Source organism: Alcanivorax sp. (genome assembly GCF_017794965.1).
Taxonomy (GTDB): domain Bacteria; phylum Pseudomonadota; class Gammaproteobacteria; order Pseudomonadales; family Alcanivoracaceae; genus Alcanivorax.
Window position 1 is genome coordinate 3,544,182 of sequence record NZ_CP051240.1, and the last position, 17,062, is coordinate 3,561,243.

Annotated in this window: 17 protein-coding genes; 5 read left to right on the top strand and 12 right to left on the bottom strand. The window is 57.0% G+C overall.

Annotated features, from left to right (window positions below; genetic code table 11):
* Positions 1-55 precede the first annotated feature (55 nt).
* Both HF945_RS15525 and HF945_RS15530 read left to right on the top strand, forming a co-directional pair.
* On the top strand, positions 56-334 hold the full coding sequence (locus tag HF945_RS15525; protein ID WP_290523471.1) for a type II toxin-antitoxin system RelE/ParE family toxin: 279 nt from the start codon (positions 56-58) through the stop codon (positions 332-334).
* A complete protein-coding gene (locus tag HF945_RS15530; protein ID WP_290523472.1) occupies positions 334-627 on the top strand; it encodes a HigA family addiction module antitoxin in 294 nt (97 codons plus the stop codon). The genes HF945_RS15525 and HF945_RS15530 overlap by 1 nt, the downstream gene beginning before the upstream one ends.
* 100 nt (positions 628-727) lie before the next feature.
* On the opposite strand, the gene HF945_RS15535 is transcribed toward HF945_RS15530, so the two are convergent.
* A complete protein-coding gene (locus HF945_RS15535; RefSeq protein WP_290523473.1) occupies positions 728-877 on the bottom strand; it encodes a DUF4172 domain-containing protein in 150 nt (49 codons plus the stop codon).
* A gap of 207 nt (positions 878-1,084) precedes the next feature.
* Here HF945_RS15535 and HF945_RS15540 point away from each other — a divergent pair, with 207 nt between their 5' ends.
* Together HF945_RS15540 and HF945_RS15545 are read left to right on the top strand one after the other, a co-directional pair.
* A complete protein-coding gene (locus HF945_RS15540; RefSeq protein WP_290523474.1) occupies positions 1,085-1,330 on the top strand; it encodes a helix-turn-helix transcriptional regulator in 246 nt (81 codons plus the stop codon).
* A gap of 27 nt (positions 1,331-1,357) precedes the next feature.
* Positions 1,358-2,566: a type II toxin-antitoxin system HipA family toxin gene (locus tag HF945_RS15545; protein WP_290523475.1), complete on the top strand. Its 1,209-nt coding sequence runs from the start codon at positions 1,358-1,360 to the stop codon at positions 2,564-2,566.
* Positions 2,567-2,901: 335 nt separating this feature from the next.
* Here HF945_RS15545 and HF945_RS15550 read toward each other — a convergent pair whose 3' ends face one another.
* From HF945_RS15550 to HF945_RS15580, 7 genes are all read right to left on the bottom strand, one after another.
* A complete protein-coding gene (locus HF945_RS15550) occupies positions 2,902-4,245 on the bottom strand; it encodes an ankyrin repeat domain-containing protein (RefSeq protein ID WP_290523476.1) in 1,344 nt (447 codons plus the stop codon).
* A 97-nt stretch (positions 4,246-4,342) separates the two neighbouring features.
* On the bottom strand, positions 4,343-5,743 hold the full coding sequence (locus HF945_RS15555; RefSeq protein WP_290523477.1) for a hypothetical protein: 1,401 nt from the start codon (positions 5,741-5,743) through the stop codon (positions 4,343-4,345).
* A complete protein-coding gene (locus tag HF945_RS15560) occupies positions 5,703-6,278 on the bottom strand; it encodes an START domain-containing protein (protein ID WP_290523478.1) in 576 nt (191 codons plus the stop codon). Before HF945_RS15560 ends, HF945_RS15555 begins: the two co-directional genes overlap by 41 nt.
* Complete coding sequence (locus tag HF945_RS15565; protein ID WP_290523479.1) at positions 6,268-6,945, bottom strand: lysophospholipid acyltransferase family protein; 678 nt, start codon at positions 6,943-6,945, stop codon at positions 6,268-6,270. The genes HF945_RS15560 and HF945_RS15565 overlap by 11 nt, the downstream gene beginning before the upstream one ends.
* Before the next feature lie 108 nt (positions 6,946-7,053).
* A complete protein-coding gene (locus tag HF945_RS15570) occupies positions 7,054-8,430 on the bottom strand; it encodes a PepSY domain-containing protein (RefSeq protein WP_290523480.1) in 1,377 nt (458 codons plus the stop codon).
* A gap of 23 nt (positions 8,431-8,453) precedes the next feature.
* A complete protein-coding gene (locus HF945_RS15575; protein ID WP_290523481.1) occupies positions 8,454-10,529 on the bottom strand; it encodes a TonB-dependent receptor in 2,076 nt (691 codons plus the stop codon).
* A 205-nt stretch (positions 10,530-10,734) separates the two neighbouring features.
* A complete protein-coding gene (locus HF945_RS15580) occupies positions 10,735-11,199 on the bottom strand; it encodes a bacteriohemerythrin (protein ID WP_290523482.1) in 465 nt (154 codons plus the stop codon).
* 277 nt (positions 11,200-11,476) lie between these two features.
* Here HF945_RS15580 and HF945_RS15585 point away from each other — a divergent pair, with 277 nt between their 5' ends.
* The gene (locus HF945_RS15585) at positions 11,477-12,961 is read left to right on the top strand and encodes a bifunctional 2-methylcitrate dehydratase/aconitate hydratase (RefSeq protein ID WP_290523483.1); all 1,485 of its coding nucleotides are present in this window, start codon (positions 11,477-11,479) and stop codon (positions 12,959-12,961) included.
* A gap of 209 nt (positions 12,962-13,170) precedes the next feature.
* Here HF945_RS15585 and HF945_RS15590 read toward each other — a convergent pair whose 3' ends face one another.
* The 4 genes from HF945_RS15590 to HF945_RS15605 form a co-directional block, all read right to left on the bottom strand.
* The gene (locus HF945_RS15590; protein ID WP_290523484.1) at positions 13,171-14,121 is read right to left on the bottom strand and encodes an NAD(P)-dependent alcohol dehydrogenase; all 951 of its coding nucleotides are present in this window, start codon (positions 14,119-14,121) and stop codon (positions 13,171-13,173) included.
* Between the two features lie 260 nt (positions 14,122-14,381).
* The gene (gene arfB / locus HF945_RS15595) at positions 14,382-14,798 is read right to left on the bottom strand and encodes an alternative ribosome rescue aminoacyl-tRNA hydrolase ArfB (protein WP_290523485.1); all 417 of its coding nucleotides are present in this window, start codon (positions 14,796-14,798) and stop codon (positions 14,382-14,384) included.
* 190 nt (positions 14,799-14,988) lie between these two features.
* Positions 14,989-16,338 carry an SPFH domain-containing protein gene (locus HF945_RS15600; RefSeq protein WP_290523486.1) on the bottom strand — a complete coding sequence of 450 codons (1,350 nt, stop codon included), beginning with the start codon at positions 16,336-16,338 and terminating at the stop codon, positions 14,989-14,991.
* 184 nt (positions 16,339-16,522) lie between these two features.
* Positions 16,523-17,053 (bottom strand): cytochrome b/b6 domain-containing protein, encoded by a 531-nt coding sequence (locus HF945_RS15605; protein ID WP_290523487.1) that lies wholly within the window; start codon positions 17,051-17,053, stop codon positions 16,523-16,525.
* Between the last annotated feature and the right edge of the window lie 9 nt (positions 17,054-17,062).

A 17,062-nucleotide genomic window follows, 5' to 3' on the forward strand; every position in this document is an offset into this window, starting at 1 on the left:
GCCAGGATAAAACACACGGTTGTTGCGCGATGCGCAACACGCTACAATCATCCCCATGATCAAGTCATTCCGTCACAAGGGACTGAAACGGTTTTACTCGACTGGCTCCACCGCAGGCATTCAGGCGAACCATGCCAATAAACTGCGCATGCAACTCGCCGCCCTGGATACCGCCACATCAACGGATGATATGGATATCCCGGGGTTCCGATTGCACCCATTAAAGGGCAATAACAAAGGGCGGTGGTCGATTTGGGTTAACGGTAACTGGCGCATCACGTTCGAATTCCGCGACGGGAACGCCTATGTACTGGATTACGAGGATTATCACTGATGACCATGCATAATCCGCCGCACCCGGGTGAGTTCATTCGAGAGATTTACCTTCAACCGTGCGGCATCAGCACACGCCAGCTCGCCACCAGTCTGGGGGTAGCGGCTTCCACACTGTCACGTCTGCTCAAGGGCAACAGCGGTATCAGCCCCGAAATGGCATTGCGCCTGAACAAGGTACTTGGCCGCAGTGCGGAAAGCTGGTTGGCCATGCAGGATCAATATGATCTGTGGGTGGCCAGAAATACAATCAATCTGGACGATATCCAGCCGCTGGATATTGAGGTCGCGTGACCTCACTCAAAGGCTGGCCAAGAGTGCAGCCTTGAGGGTAATGTGCCGATAGGCAGTTGCCGCCTATGTTTAATACGGGAAATGGGAGACCTGACCCCGGTCACTCCACCTCCAGATCTGCCTGTTCTGGAGTAGCTTCAGCCCGACCCAGTAACCGCCCCTGCAGCAGGCGAATATTGTCGACCCGGGGCTTTAGCTTGCTCGCATCCCAGCGGAAATGGGGCCAATCCGGTTGTTCCCAGATGTACATGAGCCGAATAACCTGAATTTTGGATCATATTATGAGCCGATTATCCATCAGATTCGGCTCATTAACCAACCAGCCCCAGCTCTGGCGGGATATCCTCTGAGGCACAATGCGACAGCCCATTGCTCACATTCATTGAACAACCTCAATCGTTATGTGATTATTTACCACATAACGGCCATTTAGGCTCTTTATGTGGGATATAGTCACATGAATCTCATCAACCTAGGCCAGCAACTCAAGCATGAACGACGCGCTGCCGGCCTCTCCCAGAAAGAAGTGAGTGAACGCGCTGGTGTGGATCGCTCCACTATCTCCAAACTGGAAGGCGGGCAGCTGCCCGAAATCGGTTACTCCAAACTGGAGCGGTTACTCGGTTTGTTCGGCCAGGAATTGGTGCCAACACCCGTCAAACGACGCAGGCCGACCCTGGATGAACTGTCCGATAACGGTTAACGGCGGCACCGACACAAGGAGCCACGCTTGAGCGAAAAGACCAACCCACTGGATACGCTGGACGTCACCGTCAACGGGGAACTGGCCGGCGTGCTGCACACCAGCGACCGTAACCGGTATACCTTTACTTATGACCGGGAAGCGACCGGCCGAGAAGTGTCACTCACGATGCCCTTTCGTCCGGCCAGTTGGGAGCATGACCGGCTGCACCCCGTGTTTGCTCAGAACCTGCCAGAAGGCTACCTGAAGGAAGTGCTGGCCAAGACCGTTCGCAAGCTGCACGGATCCGGTGATCTGGCCCTGCTGGCGCACCTTGGTCCCTATCAAATTGGGCGGCTGGGCTACCAGTTGCCCGGTGCTCGCGTAGCAGAGGCCAGCCAACGGGAAGACCTGAATACACTGCTGCACTCAAACAACCCCGACCTGTTTGATGAACTGGTTGAGAAGTACGCCTTGCGCTCCGGGATCTCAGGCATGCAGCCCAAGGTACTGGTGGATCTGCAGGACAAGGCAACGGTGCGCTCCGGGCGGCTTATCGTGAAGTCGTGGGGTCCAGACTTTCCCCAACTGGCTCTGAACGAATACTACTGCATGCGGGTGGCCAAACTGGCCGGCTTACCGGTACCCGCGTTCGATGTGTCCACTGATGGTCGGCTGTTCGTGATGGAACGGTTTGATGTGATAGAAGACGATCGTTTTTTGGGTTTCGAAGATGGCTGCACACTGACGGGCAGGGTGCCAGAGGAAAAGTATGACAGCACCTACGAGCGCCTGGTAGAGACACTGGCCACCATGGTTGACCCAGCCCGTGAGCACGCCACCCGCCGAGAGCTTTTTTTGTCCGTACTGGTCTCATGGCTGGTGCGTAACGGCGATGCACACCTGAAAAACTTTGGGGTGTTGTACGAAAACCAGGAGGCAGACGTGAGACTGTCCCCCACCTTCGACATCGTTTGCACCACGGTGTACATCGAGCGTGATGTGCCTGCCTTGATGCTGGGTGGCTCCAAACGCTGGTGGCCACCCAAGATGCTGCAAACCTTCGGCCGCCAACACTGCCAGCTCAGTCCGCGGATGATTCGTGCCTTGATGATTCAAGCACTGGAGGCCCTGCGACAAGTGTTGGCAGAACTGAGTACAGCACCGGCGCATTTTGGCGAAGTGGGAAAACGATTACAGGCGCAATGGGAAGCATCCGCCAGCACCATGCACGACTACTTATATCGGCCAGGCTGAGAAGGAGGCTCCCGGATCAGCCGGGCTGCTGCCAGATACACATGAGCAGATTATGCGGCAGATTCGGCAGGCATGGAGCTACTCAACATCCAGATCGTGCAGTTCGCACCACTGCTTCAATTCCTTGAGCACCTGCGCCTCTTCATACTCGTACCACGTCTGCAACCATGCCATCTGTCACGGATGAATGTTGATAGGCTTCATGGATCTCATCGAGGCTGACCTTCACTTTTCTCCCCTTGGTTACTACTGTTATCCACTCTATGTTTGCATCCACAGGCTTTGGAGCCTCTGATTAACTGCTTGCAGACTATCTTGCCCTGCTGGTGTTGACGTCATAAATCCCATTCGTTGACAGACATCTCTTGCGCTTCCCAGCTCACTCCCTTGCCGCGAAGATATTGCTGCAAGGGTACAAACCCTTTGCTGTTAGCGGTTTTGATGGCGTAGTTATTCCAGGTATCCAGTTCGGCACCTGCTTCATGAAGTAATCGGACAATGTGGGCATAACCCTTGTCGGCGGCATATTGCAGTGCGGCGTTCAATGTCTTGCTGTCTGCATCACCCGCTTGCAGGCGGGCTATCAGAGCATCGACATACCCGTTTTCGCAGAGCTGGCGTATCGTCAGGGTGTCCGTATTCTGTTGCTGTTGCTTCACTTTTTGATAGAACGGTGAGAGATCAAAACTGACGCGGGGGAGAGTGCCATACACGGCCATGAACTCGCGAATAAAATCATGAAAATAACGGCCGGCCCCGGACTGCTTTTTCAGCAAGGTGGTTGCTGCCGGAATATGCCCGGTTGTCAGTGCCTGACTAATGTAAGGCATCATGTTGCCTTGAAGGGTTATGGCAGGATCAGCAAGGGTGGCGATTACGTCTTCGAGACTATGGCTTTCCCTGAAATAGCGAAATTGCTCATCTGACAGTATCAAGGTGTCTTGGGTATCGAGGACGCCGCGCCAATTCCCGCCACTGATCAGTTGATAGCAGGCCACGGCTTGCTTGAGGGCGGGGTGTGCGGGTTTGTACTGTTCATCAAACAGCAGATAACAGCAGGACTTGATGGGCTCGTGATGCTTACGACTCTGGTAATCCATCCCTGCCCGATAGAGGTGGTCATTGAAAATCGCCACGAGCACCGCCGGACTCAACAGACCTGACTCCACATAGTTTCTCAGCAGCGGGATGGGGAGGCGGTCCATCACATCGGCAAGTTGCTGTGGCCTCAGCCTGAACCTATTCAGCCACTCGACATTCAACCGCTCGCCAAGAAACGTCGCCAATAACTCTATAAAGGTCCCCGGAGAGCTGATCAAGCCACTGTGCAATTGCCGGGGAAATGCCGTTTCGGCCAACCGTTGCAGGTCAGCAGGATCAGATAGATCCCAGCTGTCCTGTACCTCCGCATCCTTTAACAGCACATATTCCAGGGTACTGAAATCCGAAGCGCCATCATGGTGGCCTTCTTCATGGATGTTGGCGATCTGCTCATCTGTCCAGCAAAGCTGGTGCAGGTAACGGTGCGAGGGCTTGAGAAATTCTGCAATATGCCAAGCTTGGGTCGCCAGAATGCCGTGCTGTTTTGCCATCTCACCGAACAGGTCATCCTTGTGTGAAGGGGACTCGACGCACAGCTGAGAATTTTCTGAAAGGTGATACCCGGAGTAGCTCGCCATTGGCAGCATGTTTTCCTTTTCGACCTGGCCAGAGTGCTTTCATTATTCGCATTGGATGCTTTCAACGGCCGCCAAAAAAGCATACGGGAATGCGGTATTACTCGAACAGAATACCCGGTAATCCAGGCGCATCAAAATGACGCCGCCCCTTGAAGGCAATGGCATGTTCGCCGGGCTGGCGCATGGCACCGGCGGAGGCAACCCCCATGGGCCAGAGATAGAAACGTTCACCCCTTTTTGAAACCGGCACCAGCCCCTTGTCATTAAACAGGCTGCCCACCTTGCCATTGGATTGTGGCAGTGCACGCAATGTATTGGCACTGGCGAATTGATATGAGGTGGTAGGCAGGCTGCCATCCACATCGCTCACCCGCACCAGATAATGGGTGTCCGGTTCCAGTAACAAGCTGAGGCGTTGGTGCTTCGCATCGGCAACGCGCTCGGGATAGAACACCGGTTTGTCGCCTTCGATCTCCGCTTTCTTTAGATCCGGATCGACAGGGTAGATCTTGTGATAACAACCGCAGGGATGAATGCTGTCGTAGAACAGGACGCCACCATCGGGCTTGAGTGTCACCCGCCAGATCAGCCCATCCAGTGCTCCGCCATAGCTGTCGAATGCACCAGCCTTTGGCCGCTGGCTGAACCAGAACTGGTAATTCAGTTGCAGCAGATTTTGCCCCTGGTAACGGGTCCAGCTGGCCCAGGTGTAACTCACCGGTTTGTCTACATTGATCGCCGGCTTGCCCTCGCTATCCAGATTCACTTCCCCAGGCCGGTTCCACCTTTCACTGTCGGTCATGGTCAGTACCGGTGCGTAGTGCTGGAGCAGGGCTTTGCGTTGCAGCTCATCAGGCAGGGGAATCTGCAACGGATTGTCGGCCAGCTGCGATGGCGTCGGCAACATGGCGGGAGTTACCGGCATGTCAGCCGCCGGCAAAGGCGCATATTGCTGCCGTGGGGCCGGGGCGGGCTCAACAAAGCGGGCGCTCATTTCTTCGTGGTAGTTGTCAATGGAACCGGTGGCCAACCAGGCAGTGAGTGGATAAATGCCGACCACCCGCAACCAGGTGGCATAGCTGTCCGCGATCTCTGCCTGGGGCAGGGTGCTGAAGTCGGTGTGAGCCGCCAGCACTGGCAAGCAGGTATCCAGCAACTGCTGTGCGGTTTCCGGGTTGAAGGGCATCGCATCTCCTGCCAGCCGCCGGCTCATCACCGACAAATCCTGCCAGGCCTTGCCGCTACTCAGGCGAATCCATTGCTGTTGCTGCGCGACGCTGCTGGCCTGTTGTTGCTGGAAGGCCAGCCAGCGATCCACTCCCAGATGTGGATAGTCCGGCAGGGTCTTTGCCTGGGCATCCTCGATGCCTGCCGCTTTCAGCGCCTGCGTCAGGGCAAAGAACTCCTGCTCACAGCTCGTCAGCGTTTCTGCCGCCAGCGTACCCGTCAGGGTCAGATTAATCAGCAGTGCAATCAGTGCGTTGCGGATCGCGTACATAGTGCTCCAGCGCGGCCAATGCCGCTTCCATCTGTCCCGGTGCCAGCTGGTCAGCCAGCCATTGCGGTATACCGCCGCCCGGGTCTACCTGTTGCTGGTATATAACGTCAGTGCTGTCGCCCTGATCATGCAGGGTCCAGCTGCCTTCCGTATAAGGTACCCGCACATAACTCGGCTGTTCAGGGTAGGCTGCCGGATTGCCCGACATGGTCAACACCAGCGGATCACCGGTGTGGCGCTCAAAGAGTGTCACTGCGTCACGCCCGGCCAGTGGCCACGGCGCCTTGCGGGCCATGTAGACCAGCGTCTGTGTGGCTGAAGGTGTGTCGAGAATGGTGAGCGTTTTGATACCCGGCATCCACTGCCGAACGTGACAGGGCTGCTCCAGAATCGGCAGCAGCTGTTTCAGGGAAATGGGCAACACCGCCTGCAAGGTAAAGCGATCCGGGCCAGGCAGCGAGGTACGTGTTACGCCTGCTGCCATTGCGGGCAACGGCATCACTAACAACAGGGACAAAATCACCTTACAGCGCATCGGCAAACACCTGACGGAGTTGCTCCGTGGTCAGGGTTGCGGGCTGGGGTGGCAGCACAGTCACCCGCACCGTGCCCGGCTTCATCAGTAACCCTCGGGCCGGGAGAATCTCGCCACTGTTATGCAGCACGACAGGAATCAACGGGGCGCCGGATTGTTGTGCCAGCCACAACGCCCCGGGTTTGAAAGGCAACAACTGACCATCCTTGCTGCGCTTGCCCTCGGGGGCCAAAACCACCGCATCGCCCGCCGCCAGAGCCGGCAGCAGCGGCGCCAGCACCTGCGGACCCATGCCCTGTTCCCGCTTCACGAAAACGGTGCCGAACATTTTCATCAAGGGGCCCAGCAAGGGATGGAACTGCAATTCATATTTGCCGATGGCAACCATGTCATGGCGCACCAGGCGGGCACCAATAATCGGGTCGGTGCCGCTCTGGTGATTGATCACAAAAATGGCTGGGCGTTGCTCCAGCAGTGCAACTTCACCCTCCACCTGCAGACGAATGCCCGCCAGCCCCAGGCCAAGCCAGGTGACCACACGGATACCCGAGTTGACGGCGCGACGGCGCCCCAGGGGCAGACAGGCCAGAAACCACAGCATGCCGACCAGCGGTGGCAATACAAACGCCAGCGTACTGCGGATAACCGTGACCAGTTGTGAAATCATTCGGGAGAATCCTGTGCCCTGTCTGCCAGCCTGAAGACACGGTATCAGAATCTGTGTGTGGCGGCCGTGACGGGAAATCGCCCGCCTCGGCCCAGTGAACAAATCCGGTTAGTTGGCTTCCTGCTGTTTCGTTGTTGCCCGTTGCGAGAAGAGGGTATCCAGCAGAATGATGACCAACAGCACTGCGGCGGATAACGGGAAAGCGCAACCGACCACGATCATTAATACCGCTACCCTGCGTCCGGAAGTCGGCTCGGCTTTCGGCGGTGCCCGGCGTGACTGACGCTTCCACCAGACAATCGCACCGGTAATCACCAGCGCCATGACCAAGGTCACCAACAGCAAGTTAAGCCACCAGTTCCACCCTCCCAGATCGCCCTGATGGAAAGGAATGGATGCTGCCATGGCCTTGCCCATGGCCGGATAATCGGCAAAACGGATCTCTTTGAGTGGCTCACCATTGGCCGGATTCAGATGCAGGATACGCTCGTCCAGCGGGTTACTGATGTCGCCGGCAATGGTGGTGGCCGACAGGGTCCAGACGCCGCGTTCGCCCTGTGGGAAGTGCACGCGGAAGTGCTCAAAGCCCTGCTCACCGGCCTGTTTGACCACCGCATCCAGATTCAGCGGTGCAGGGCCTGATGGTCCTCGCGGCAGGGGCGTCTGCTCCACAGCCCAGGGCACCCGGTGCAGACCATGCTCGTTCATGCTGGCGTGATCCATCACTGGCGCCGGCTGGGTTTCCGGCAGTTCAAAGCGCGTACCGGGCAGGGAACCCCAGGGCTGCACCAGCTTGCCACCCCAGATGCTGGTCCAGGCCATGCCGGAAAGCAGAAAGAACAACAAGGGCACGGCTATCAGCCAGCCAAGACTCAGGTGCCAGCGCCGCCATGCAGCACGGTTGGCCAGGGTGCGGCCAGGTATGAGTGCCCGCCAGCCCTTTTTCGGCCAGGCCAGGTAGAGGCCGGTGACGATCATCAATACCGCCAGGCCAGCGGCCATTTCAATCAGCAACTCACCGATACGGCCAAGATAGAGTGTGCCATGCCACTGCTTCACCATGGCGTAGACACTGTCCGCCGGGTCCATACTACCCAGCAACTCCCCGGTGTAGGGATTCAGGTGTGCCACGGTACTCGGTGCACCATGCCCACCATGACCGCCACCATGGCCGCTCTGTAACGAGAAACGTGCGGCCTGGTCCGGTTGTTGTGGTGGCAGATAGAGTTTCACCGTGGCATGGGGGTATGCCTCGCGCACCCTTTCCAGCAACACCGACGCGGGCAGCGGGTTTTCCCCGGGGGCCACCGTCATCAGCTTCTGGTTCAGAACGTCATCCAGCGGCTTGCTCAACAGCATCAGGGCACCGCTGCCCGCCAGCATGAACAGGAACGGCATCACCAGCATCCCGATCAGGAAATGCCAGCGCCACACAGCCGCATGGAAGCGGCCGGGGCGGGTTGAAGAGGGCACAGAGGCGGTCATGGTGATCCGTTCCTGATGAATGACTAGAAGTCGAAGCGCACGCCGGCATAGAACGAACGCGGCTCGCCGGCCTGAATGCTCACCGGGTTCACGGCTTCGTTGTCGCTGACACTGACATTTGACACATAGACTTCGTCGGTCAGGTTGCGGCCTTCCAAATAGACTTCCCAGTTATCCCGCTCGAGCCCGGTGCGCAGACCCAGCAGCTCATACCCTTCGATGTCCTTGTTGTTGGCAAAGTCACCAAAACGGTCATCAACAATATCGAAGGTGGGACCGGCAAAGAAACCATTACCGTGGCGATACATCACTTCGCCCTTGATAAAGAATTCAGGAGCCACCGGCAGATGATTGTTTGCATAGAGCGGGTCGTCATCAAAGGTAAAATCGTTCCACGTCAGGCTAAAAACCGGCTCAATGCGCTGTGCGTTGCTGCCCAGAGCCAGGCTGGCACCAAACAGGGCTTCCACACCGGCGTGGATGGTATCTTCAATGTTCGTAGCGAGGCTGGTACCAGGTGCCGAGGGGTCATCAATGGAGAGAATTTCATCCTCAATCTGGGCGTAATAAACAGACACTTCCCAGTTCCACTGGCTGGCCTGCCCTAGCGGCGCCGTGCCACGGGTACCCACTTCCCCTACCACGCCCTGCATTGGGTCCAGAGTTTCATTGTTAGCCTGAACATCGTCTTCCAACTGATACAGGGTGGGTGCTTCGTACAGTTTGCTAACGTTGGCAAACAGTTCACTGAGATCCGCCAGCTGATAGATCATTCCCAGGCGCGGATTGATTGAGTCATAGTCATCTTTCGGATTACGCTCGACACCGCTGGCTGCGTCCACATTGCTGACTTCACGGGATCCGGTCACCGCTTGCGCGCCATAAACCAGAGTCCAGCGCTCGGCAAAGTGCCAGCGATCAATGGCAAACAGTTCCAGATTATCCGCCTGGTTATCCACCTTGGTAGAAAGCGCGCCACGAATCCCTCCGCTATGCTGGTAGTTACCGCCTTTCACCCGGGTTTCGCCATAATTAAGACCCAGCAGCAAATCATGATTACCGAGCTTTTTGTCGTAACGAACGGTGGTGCCAAACGTGGTCTGGTCATTGTCGATCAGCAGGCTGAAGAACGGGTTCTCCACAATGGGGTGATAGAGTGACTGGTCCTCGAAGGAAAAGCCTACTACCAGGTTGCTGGTATCACTGAGGTTCGACTCAGTACGGTTGGCCACCCGCCATTTTTCCACGTCGTAGAGGAAGTTACCGGGAATGTTGGACGGGTTGGCCTGGTAGGGATCTTCGTCGAACTGGGCCTGGCTCAGTGACCCCGGCAGTTCCTGATCATTGTCCACGTAGGTCACGTAAAAGCGATTTTCGACCTTGTCATTGATTTGCCAGCCGGTATTGGCATACACACCGCCACGCTGTTGTTCCTGATGACCGCGAAACCCGTCGTAACTGCGTTGTTCTACGGTGACCAAGCCATCAAAGTCCCCGGCAACCACCCCGCCGGTAACGCTGTTCTGCACGGTGCCATGGCTGCCGACGCTCAGGTACGCTTCATTGTCGGCGGTGCGGGCGGTGGGGGTAATGAAATTAATGGCGCCGCCCAGCGTGCTGGCACCGTAGGTCATAGCATTGGCGCCACGGGCAATCACCGCATAGCGCGCCGCCAGGGGGTCAATGAAAGTGTTGTGGTTATTGCCATCGGCGGCGGTGACCGGAAGACCGTCGATCATCAGCTTCATGCCGTTACCATCGTAGGCCACCGCATCCAAGTTGGAGCCACGGCTGGAAATAAAGGTCCCGTCACCGGTCGAACCGGTAGCGGTCCACATGCCCGGCACATAGCGCAGCATGTCACCCAGGGTAACCACACTGCGCTCCTTCAGGTCTTCCGCTTCCACCAGTGTCACCCCGCCGGGGGTGAGTGATTGCTCTCGCTGCAATTCCGTACGTGTCGCTTCCGCCTCGCTTATGGCTTGGCCCTCAACCTGGACCGGGGCCAGTTCGAGCGGCGCGTTGTCGGCGCTGACCGCCGTGATTGGCAACAGAGTGAGCAGATAGCAGGGAAACGACGTGCGGATAAAACGTGACATGGACAGCCCCATAAAAAGAATGCAAGCAGAATGAAACAAGCGCGGGGCATTCTATATGGGACAGCCACAGCCTCTACGTGCGGCAAATTGCCGCATTAGCGGGCAACAATCAGTTTAAATAGCTATAAGCATATTCATACATTAACAGAGCCCCACGCCATCATGGGCTCTGCGACATGATGTCGTAAAAGCCGGTTTCTCCGCATCATGACACCCGGAAATGCTTGCGAACATTATCGTTCACCCAGCCACCCAGTCTTTCTTGCCCGATGCTGTTGATGAACTCACGGACTTCATCGGCATAGGCGCGGTCCTCTTCCAGGATATGATGCAACAGCCACTTTTCCAGTAACTGCAACAGGGCTTCCGCCACGTCTTCGCCTTTTTCGGTACTGCGTAGCAGGGATTCAATGCGCTGGGTGAACTGACGGTGAACCTGATGATGATCGTCCAGTTCCTTGTAGCCTGCCCGTTCCATCAGCGCCTCTTCAAAACTGAAGTGCGACTCGGTGTAGTCGACCAGATCGTAGAGGATCCTGGCCACACCCAGATAGGCATCCGGTTTGCCCACCAGGGTATCCAGCGTATTGATAAATTCCACGATGCGCTTGTGTTGCTGATCAATGACCAGAATATCCAGTTCGTATTGCGGACCCCAAACGATTCGCATGATCCACCTCCGGGATGTGTTGAGGGTTCACGCTAGCAATAGCCACCGCCCCGGATATAGATACAGGTCAATGTTTTCAGGTTTTCGCACACCATTCATCTGACCGGCCTCAGGGGACTAGAACGATATTGCTTAGCCGTTTTTCCAGTGCAGGGGGGAGTGGACAGCGGGTGTTGCATCCCGTCGTCATACAGGCACACTCAACCACACGTGCTGCAATCACACATGCCACACGACAGGTTCCGTACCCGTACGTATGGAACAAGGAGTTCCCCCCATGTCCGCCAATACGGATCTTGCCAACCGCCCCGATTACGACCAGGTCATTCAGGACATTGCCGATTACGTGATCGGTTATGAGATCCACTCTGACGAAGCCCTGGATACCGCCCGCCGCTGCCTGATGGATACTCTGGGCTGTGGCTTGCTTGCCCTGCGCTTTCCCGAATGCACCAAACACCTGGGGCCGCTGGTGTCAGGCACCTTGGTCCCCCACGGCGCACGGGTGCCGGGCACCCCCTTTGTACTGGATCCGGTGAAAGCGGCCTGGGATATTGGCTGCATCATCCGCTGGCTGGATTTCAATGACACCTGGCTGGCCGCCGAATGGGGACACCCCTCGGACAATCTCGGTGGCATCCTTGCCGTGGCAGATCATCTGTCCCAGACCCGTCTGGCCAATGGCGAAGCCCCGCTGACCATGGAGGACGTACTCCATGCCATGGTCAAGGCGCATGAAATCCAGGGCGTGCTGGCGCTGGAGAACAGTTTCAACCGGGTCGGACTCTGCCATGTGCTGCTGGTGAGAGTTGCCAGTACGGCAGTGGTCACCCACATGCTTGGCGGTGACCGCGAGCAGATCATGGCGGCTATCTCCCAGGCCTGGGTAGACGGCTCCGCCCTGCGCACCTACCGGCATGCGCCCAATGCCGGCTCACGAAAATCCTGGGCAGCAGGGGATGCCACGTCCCGCGCCGTCAGGCTGGCGGACATCAGCCTGCGCGGTGAAATGGGCATACCCGGTGTGCTAACCGCGCCCCAATGGGGCTTCTATGATGTGTCCTTCAGCCATACCAACAAGGAGCTGGCGCTCAAGCCCGAGGCGGAAAGAGTATTCCGTCTCCAGCGCGACTACGGCAGCTATGTGATGGAAAACATCCTCTTCAAGCTCAGCTTCCCTGCCGAATTCCATGCACAGACTGCCTGCGAAGCGGCTGTAACCCTGCACCCCCTGGTGAAGGACCGGCTCGATGAAATTGACCGCATTGTCATCACAACCCATGAATCCGCCATCCGCATCATTTCCAAAAAGGGTACCTTGGCCAACCCCGCAGACCGGGATCATTGCCTGCAATATATGACGGCAGTGCCGTTGATGTTGGGTGAGCTCAGCGCCGAGCATTACGAGGACGGCTTCCACGCTGCCCACCCGCAGATTGATACCCTGCGGGAGAAGATGGAAGTGGTGGAAGACAAGCGCTATAGCCAGGACTATCTGGATCCGGACAAGCGTTCCATTGCCAATGCCATTCAGGTGTTCTTCAAGGACGGCTCAAGCACCGAGCAGGTGGCGGTGGAATACCCCATCGGCCACCGCCGTCGACGCCAGGAGGGCATACCGGTACTGGAAGAAAAATTCCGCAACAGCCTGACCACACGTTTCCCGGCTGCCCGCTGCGACACCATCATGGCCCTCTGCCAGGACCGGGCGGCCCTGCATGCCACGCCGGTGCACCGTTTCATGGATCTGTTGGTGATCTGATGCCAGATCCTCGCGTAGGAGCCGATGCTTGTATGGCGATTAACACAGTTGAAAGTTCAAAGTTTAAAGTTGAAACGCGGAGCAGGTGGTCGTGAACGGAACGGCCTTGCCCGCGATTACCGGTAAGGGCGCGGGTGCACACGTTTTAATGCACACCTCGCCATCCCGCACTTTTCAACTTTCAACTTTTAACTTTTAACTGCCTTCAGCTAGACAACCTGAATCACTACCTTGCCGCGACAGCGGCCGCTGCGATTACGCTCGTAGGCAGCTTCACTATCAACCAGGGGATAAACACTGTCGATGATGGGCTTCAGTGCCCCCTGTTCCACCATGTCGGCCAGGGTGTCCAGATCCTGGCGATAGGATTCCACCACCACGGTACCGGCTTTTTTACCCAACGCACGATAGAGAGGGGTCGCAAACATGGAGGCACCCTGACCGCCGGTGGAAATAAAGTGGCCCTGTTTGCCTAGCAACGCCTTGCAAGTGAGCGGGGTCTCGTAGGAGGTGACATCGAAGACGATATCGAACTCACCCGCTGTCTTGCGATAATCGCCCTGGGTGTAGTCGATCAGGGCATCGGCCCCCAGTTCACGGACAAAATCCAGATTGCGGGTGCTGCATACCCCGGTGACATGCAGCTTCATCTGTTTGGCGATCTGCACAGCCAGGGTACCGACCCCGCCAGAGGCACCGATGATCAATACGGACTTGCCCACAGTCGCGCCGCCCTTGCGCAACCCCTGCAGTGCAGTCAGTGCCGCCAGTGGCAGAGAGGCCGCTTCATTGAAGCTCAGGTTGGCGGGTTTTTTCGCAACCCGATGCTGATTGATACGCGCCTTTTCGGCCAGGGATGCCGTACGCAGACGCATGTCCATGCCATAGACCTCGTCACCGATCTCGAAATGGCGGACATTACGGCCCTTGTCGATAACCACACCCGCCAGGTCATCACCAAAGATCGGCGGCAGACGTCGTGTGCCCACCGGGGTGGCCGCCATGGCCAAGTGATAATTGAGCTTCCAGTCCTTGGGATTCACCGACGCCGCATGCACCTCCACCAGCACATCATCGGCTCTCAGTCTGGACGGGGCATCTGTCTCGCTGAGAACCAGCTTGGTGTTGGGCCCCCAACCGGTGGTGGTAATGGCTTTCATGGCGTCACTCCCTGTTATTCAGTGCGGCCACAAGCTTACCAAAGGGGGCTGTGAAGAGAGCGGTCCGATAATGCCAAGGGGAGGGAGGGATTGTGTCAATGGAGTTGCAAGCTACAAGCTTCAAGCTACAACACGGATCAAGGGCGGTGCCGGCTTTTTGGTCCGGACATCGCGCTGATGGTATGGGCGCGGGCCCAAGCATCTAAATCAGCACTCACACCGAATCGCGTTGTAGCTTGAAGCTTGTGGCTTGCGGCTGATTACCCCGGATCCACCTTGCCGCGCAGGGACTTGATTTGGCCACGCCTGGTTTTCTTGTCCATGCGGCGCTTCTTGCTGCCCAGGGTAGGGCGGGTCGGTTTGCGTTTCTTCTGCTCTACCGTAACGCCCTTAATCAACTGAGCCAGGCGGGCGAGGGCGTTTTCCCTGTTCTTTTCCTGGGTACGAAACTGCTGTGCCTTGATGACCACCACGCCATCACCGTTGATGCGCTGATCGCTAAGCGACAACAACCGCTGCTTGTAGATATCAGGCAGGGAAGAGGCACGAATATCGAATCGCAGGTGGATGGCAGAGGAGACCTTGTTCACGTTCTGCCCGCCACTGCCCTGGGCACGAATGGCCTGCAGATCGATTTCGGTTTCCGGAATGGCGAGGTTGCGGGTGATTTGCAGCATGGGGGTACTGTAGCGGCTGCAGGGAAAGGGGTACAAGCCTCAAGCAGCAAGCTACAACACGCAGGTTGTTCCTTGTGTCATCTTCTGCCCGGACTCCGCGCTGATAGTTTGGGCGCGGGACCGGGCGTCAAAACAGGCACTCACAATGAGTCGCGTTGCAGCTTGAAGCTTGAAGCTTGTAGCTTGCCGCTTATTTCTTCACATCCCTGTCGTAACTGAGGCGTTTGGCCGCATCAAGGGTGAGCATCTGCATGAAGGCGCGGGTTTCACCGTCGGAGCCGGTGGGGGTGCCACCGTCACCACTTCCAAACACGTATTGCGGTACCTTGCGGTTGGCAAACGCCTGGGCCCAGATTTTCTGAATTTCGATTTCCGCTTCCAGCTTTTGTGCCAGGGCGTTATCCGCCTGTAGCACCGCCTTCTTCTGGTAGGCTTCCGCATCGGCCAGGGTGCGGCGGGTTTCCGCTTCAATGCGGGCTTTTTCAAGCTGAATCTGCGCGGTTTCCTTTTCGATTTCCGACTGTTCCTTCTGTTTTTGGGCCTGGGTAATGGCCAGCTGTTTTTCGGTTTCCGCTTCGGTGGTTCGCTGTATCTGGTCTACTTTCGCCTTGGCTTGACGTTCCGCCACTTCACGCTCACCCCGCGCAATAGCCAGCAAGCGTTGCTCTTCTTCCTGCACTCGCTGCTCGCGCGCTATGGCCCGATCGGCAGAGGCCTTCTGCTTGAGCTGCATACGTTCCACAAATCGCTGGTTGGGATCCATCTGGGTGACCCGGGCTTCCACCACGGTGACACCGTAATCAATGAAACGCTGTGACTTGCGCAGGGGAATACCCGCGTCATCAACCATCTTCCTGACCACGAATATCACCTTGCTGTCATCACCGTAGTCCTGCTGATCGGTACCCATGGCCACATTGGCGGAGCCTTTGATCTCGCCGACCCGCTTCTCACTCATTTCTTCACGGCGAACAATATAGATGCCGTTGATCATCTGATTCTCGAACTCGGTGTTGAACTCGGTACGCCCACCGGAGTAGTACTCCTCCGCGCTCATCAAGGAAGCATTGGCCTGAAGGGTTTCCTTGAAGGCCGGGATCAAGGCGGTGCGCAGCAGGTTTTCGGGTGTGCGATATTCATGGGCCAGGTGCAGGAAACTTTCCTGATCGGTGGGGATGGTAAAGCGCACCGTGGCCTGGGCATTGGCATCTACCTGATCCAGGAACATGATGTTCTGCGGAGGCAGAGCTGCGGAGGTTTCCGAGCTTTCCACTTCCACATAATCCAGGGTTTCACTGCCACCCCGTACTGCCTGTACTGTCAGGGCACGTTTCCAGGAATTCCAGCGGCCAAACAGATAGAACTGGTAGCCCACATCCGAGACAACTTCTTCATTCCCCATCAGGGTACGCACGTGATACACGTAACCCGGCTCGGCATAAAAGATGGATTTCTGGGCGACAATCAACAAACCCAGCGCCCCCACCACCATGCCCGCAACGCCCTTGAAGGGCATCAATTGTTTCAGTTTATCCATCATCCTGTTATCCCCCGGTTTTATAATTCAAGGGGAGTATTTTAATGAGCACGACGAAGATAAATAGTGGGCAATGTCTTACATTTGGGAAAGGATTCTGGCGCAGGCCCCCCGGCACAAACCGGATAGCCTGGCTGAAAAGGCGATAGTAAACGAAGGACAGGCCACCGGAACCAGGCAGCGGGCTTTATTGGCCCCACATGCGTGGCAGCACATTGATCTGGCCGGCCTGTTTACGGTGCAGAAACGCCATACCGATATGTCCCACTATCATGGCGAGCAATACCCAACCCAGTTCACCATGCAGCAGTGACCCCAGGTCCACCATCCACTCGATCTTGTCACCGCCGCCAGCCATCAACGTGATGCCGAAAGGCTCAAAGGCTCGACCAGACCCATACTGGCGCAGCAGAGCCAGCGCCGGGACGGCAAACAACAGGGCGTAAAGACCCAGGTGACCCAGTTTGGCTAGCAGATTAACAGCGGGAGGACGATTGGCCAGATTCTTTGCGGCCCAAAGCAGGCGTAATACCACCAGCACAATCAGAATCAGGCCAAGGGGTTTGTGGCTGGGCCAGAAAAGCGCTTCGAAGGCGCTGTCCTCAAAGCCGTAGTGAGCGATGGCAGAGAGAAACTGCCATCCGATCAGCACCGCCATGCTCCAATGCAATAAGCGGGTGAAAGTGCCGTAACGTTGCGGGGTATCCTGGCTGGCCACTGGCTTGCT

Excerpts from the sequence above, each read along its gene's own strand:
- HF945_RS15525 (WP_290523471.1), top strand. The coding sequence starts at position 56 with ATGATCAAGTCATTCCGTCACAAGGGACTGAAACGGTTTTACTCGACT.
- HF945_RS15530 (WP_290523472.1), top strand. The coding sequence starts at position 334 with ATGACCATGCATAATCCGCCGCACCCGGGTGAGTTCATTCGAGAGATT.
- HF945_RS15535 (WP_290523473.1), bottom strand. The coding sequence starts at position 877 with ATGTACATCTGGGAACAACCGGATTGGCCCCATTTCCGCTGGGATGCG.
- HF945_RS15540 (WP_290523474.1), top strand. The coding sequence starts at position 1,085 with ATGAATCTCATCAACCTAGGCCAGCAACTCAAGCATGAACGACGCGCT.
- HF945_RS15550 (WP_290523476.1), bottom strand. The coding sequence starts at position 4,245 with ATGGCGAGCTACTCCGGGTATCACCTTTCAGAAAATTCTCAGCTGTGC.
- HF945_RS15555 (WP_290523477.1), bottom strand. The coding sequence starts at position 5,743 with ATGTACGCGATCCGCAACGCACTGATTGCACTGCTGATTAATCTGACC.
- HF945_RS15560 (WP_290523478.1), bottom strand. The coding sequence starts at position 6,278 with ATGCGCTGTAAGGTGATTTTGTCCCTGTTGTTAGTGATGCCGTTGCCC.
- HF945_RS15565 (WP_290523479.1), bottom strand. The coding sequence starts at position 6,945 with ATGATTTCACAACTGGTCACGGTTATCCGCAGTACGCTGGCGTTTGTA.
- HF945_RS15570 (WP_290523480.1), bottom strand. The coding sequence starts at position 8,430 with ATGACCGCCTCTGTGCCCTCTTCAACCCGCCCCGGCCGCTTCCATGCG.
- HF945_RS15575 (WP_290523481.1), bottom strand. The coding sequence starts at position 10,529 with ATGTCACGTTTTATCCGCACGTCGTTTCCCTGCTATCTGCTCACTCTG.
- HF945_RS15580 (WP_290523482.1), bottom strand. The coding sequence starts at position 11,199 with ATGCGAATCGTTTGGGGTCCGCAATACGAACTGGATATTCTGGTCATT.
- HF945_RS15585 (WP_290523483.1), top strand. The coding sequence starts at position 11,477 with ATGTCCGCCAATACGGATCTTGCCAACCGCCCCGATTACGACCAGGTC.
- HF945_RS15590 (WP_290523484.1), bottom strand. The coding sequence starts at position 14,121 with ATGAAAGCCATTACCACCACCGGTTGGGGGCCCAACACCAAGCTGGTT.
- arfB (WP_290523485.1), bottom strand. The coding sequence starts at position 14,798 with ATGCTGCAAATCACCCGCAACCTCGCCATTCCGGAAACCGAAATCGAT.
- HF945_RS15600 (WP_290523486.1), bottom strand. The coding sequence starts at position 16,338 with ATGATGGATAAACTGAAACAATTGATGCCCTTCAAGGGCGTTGCGGGC.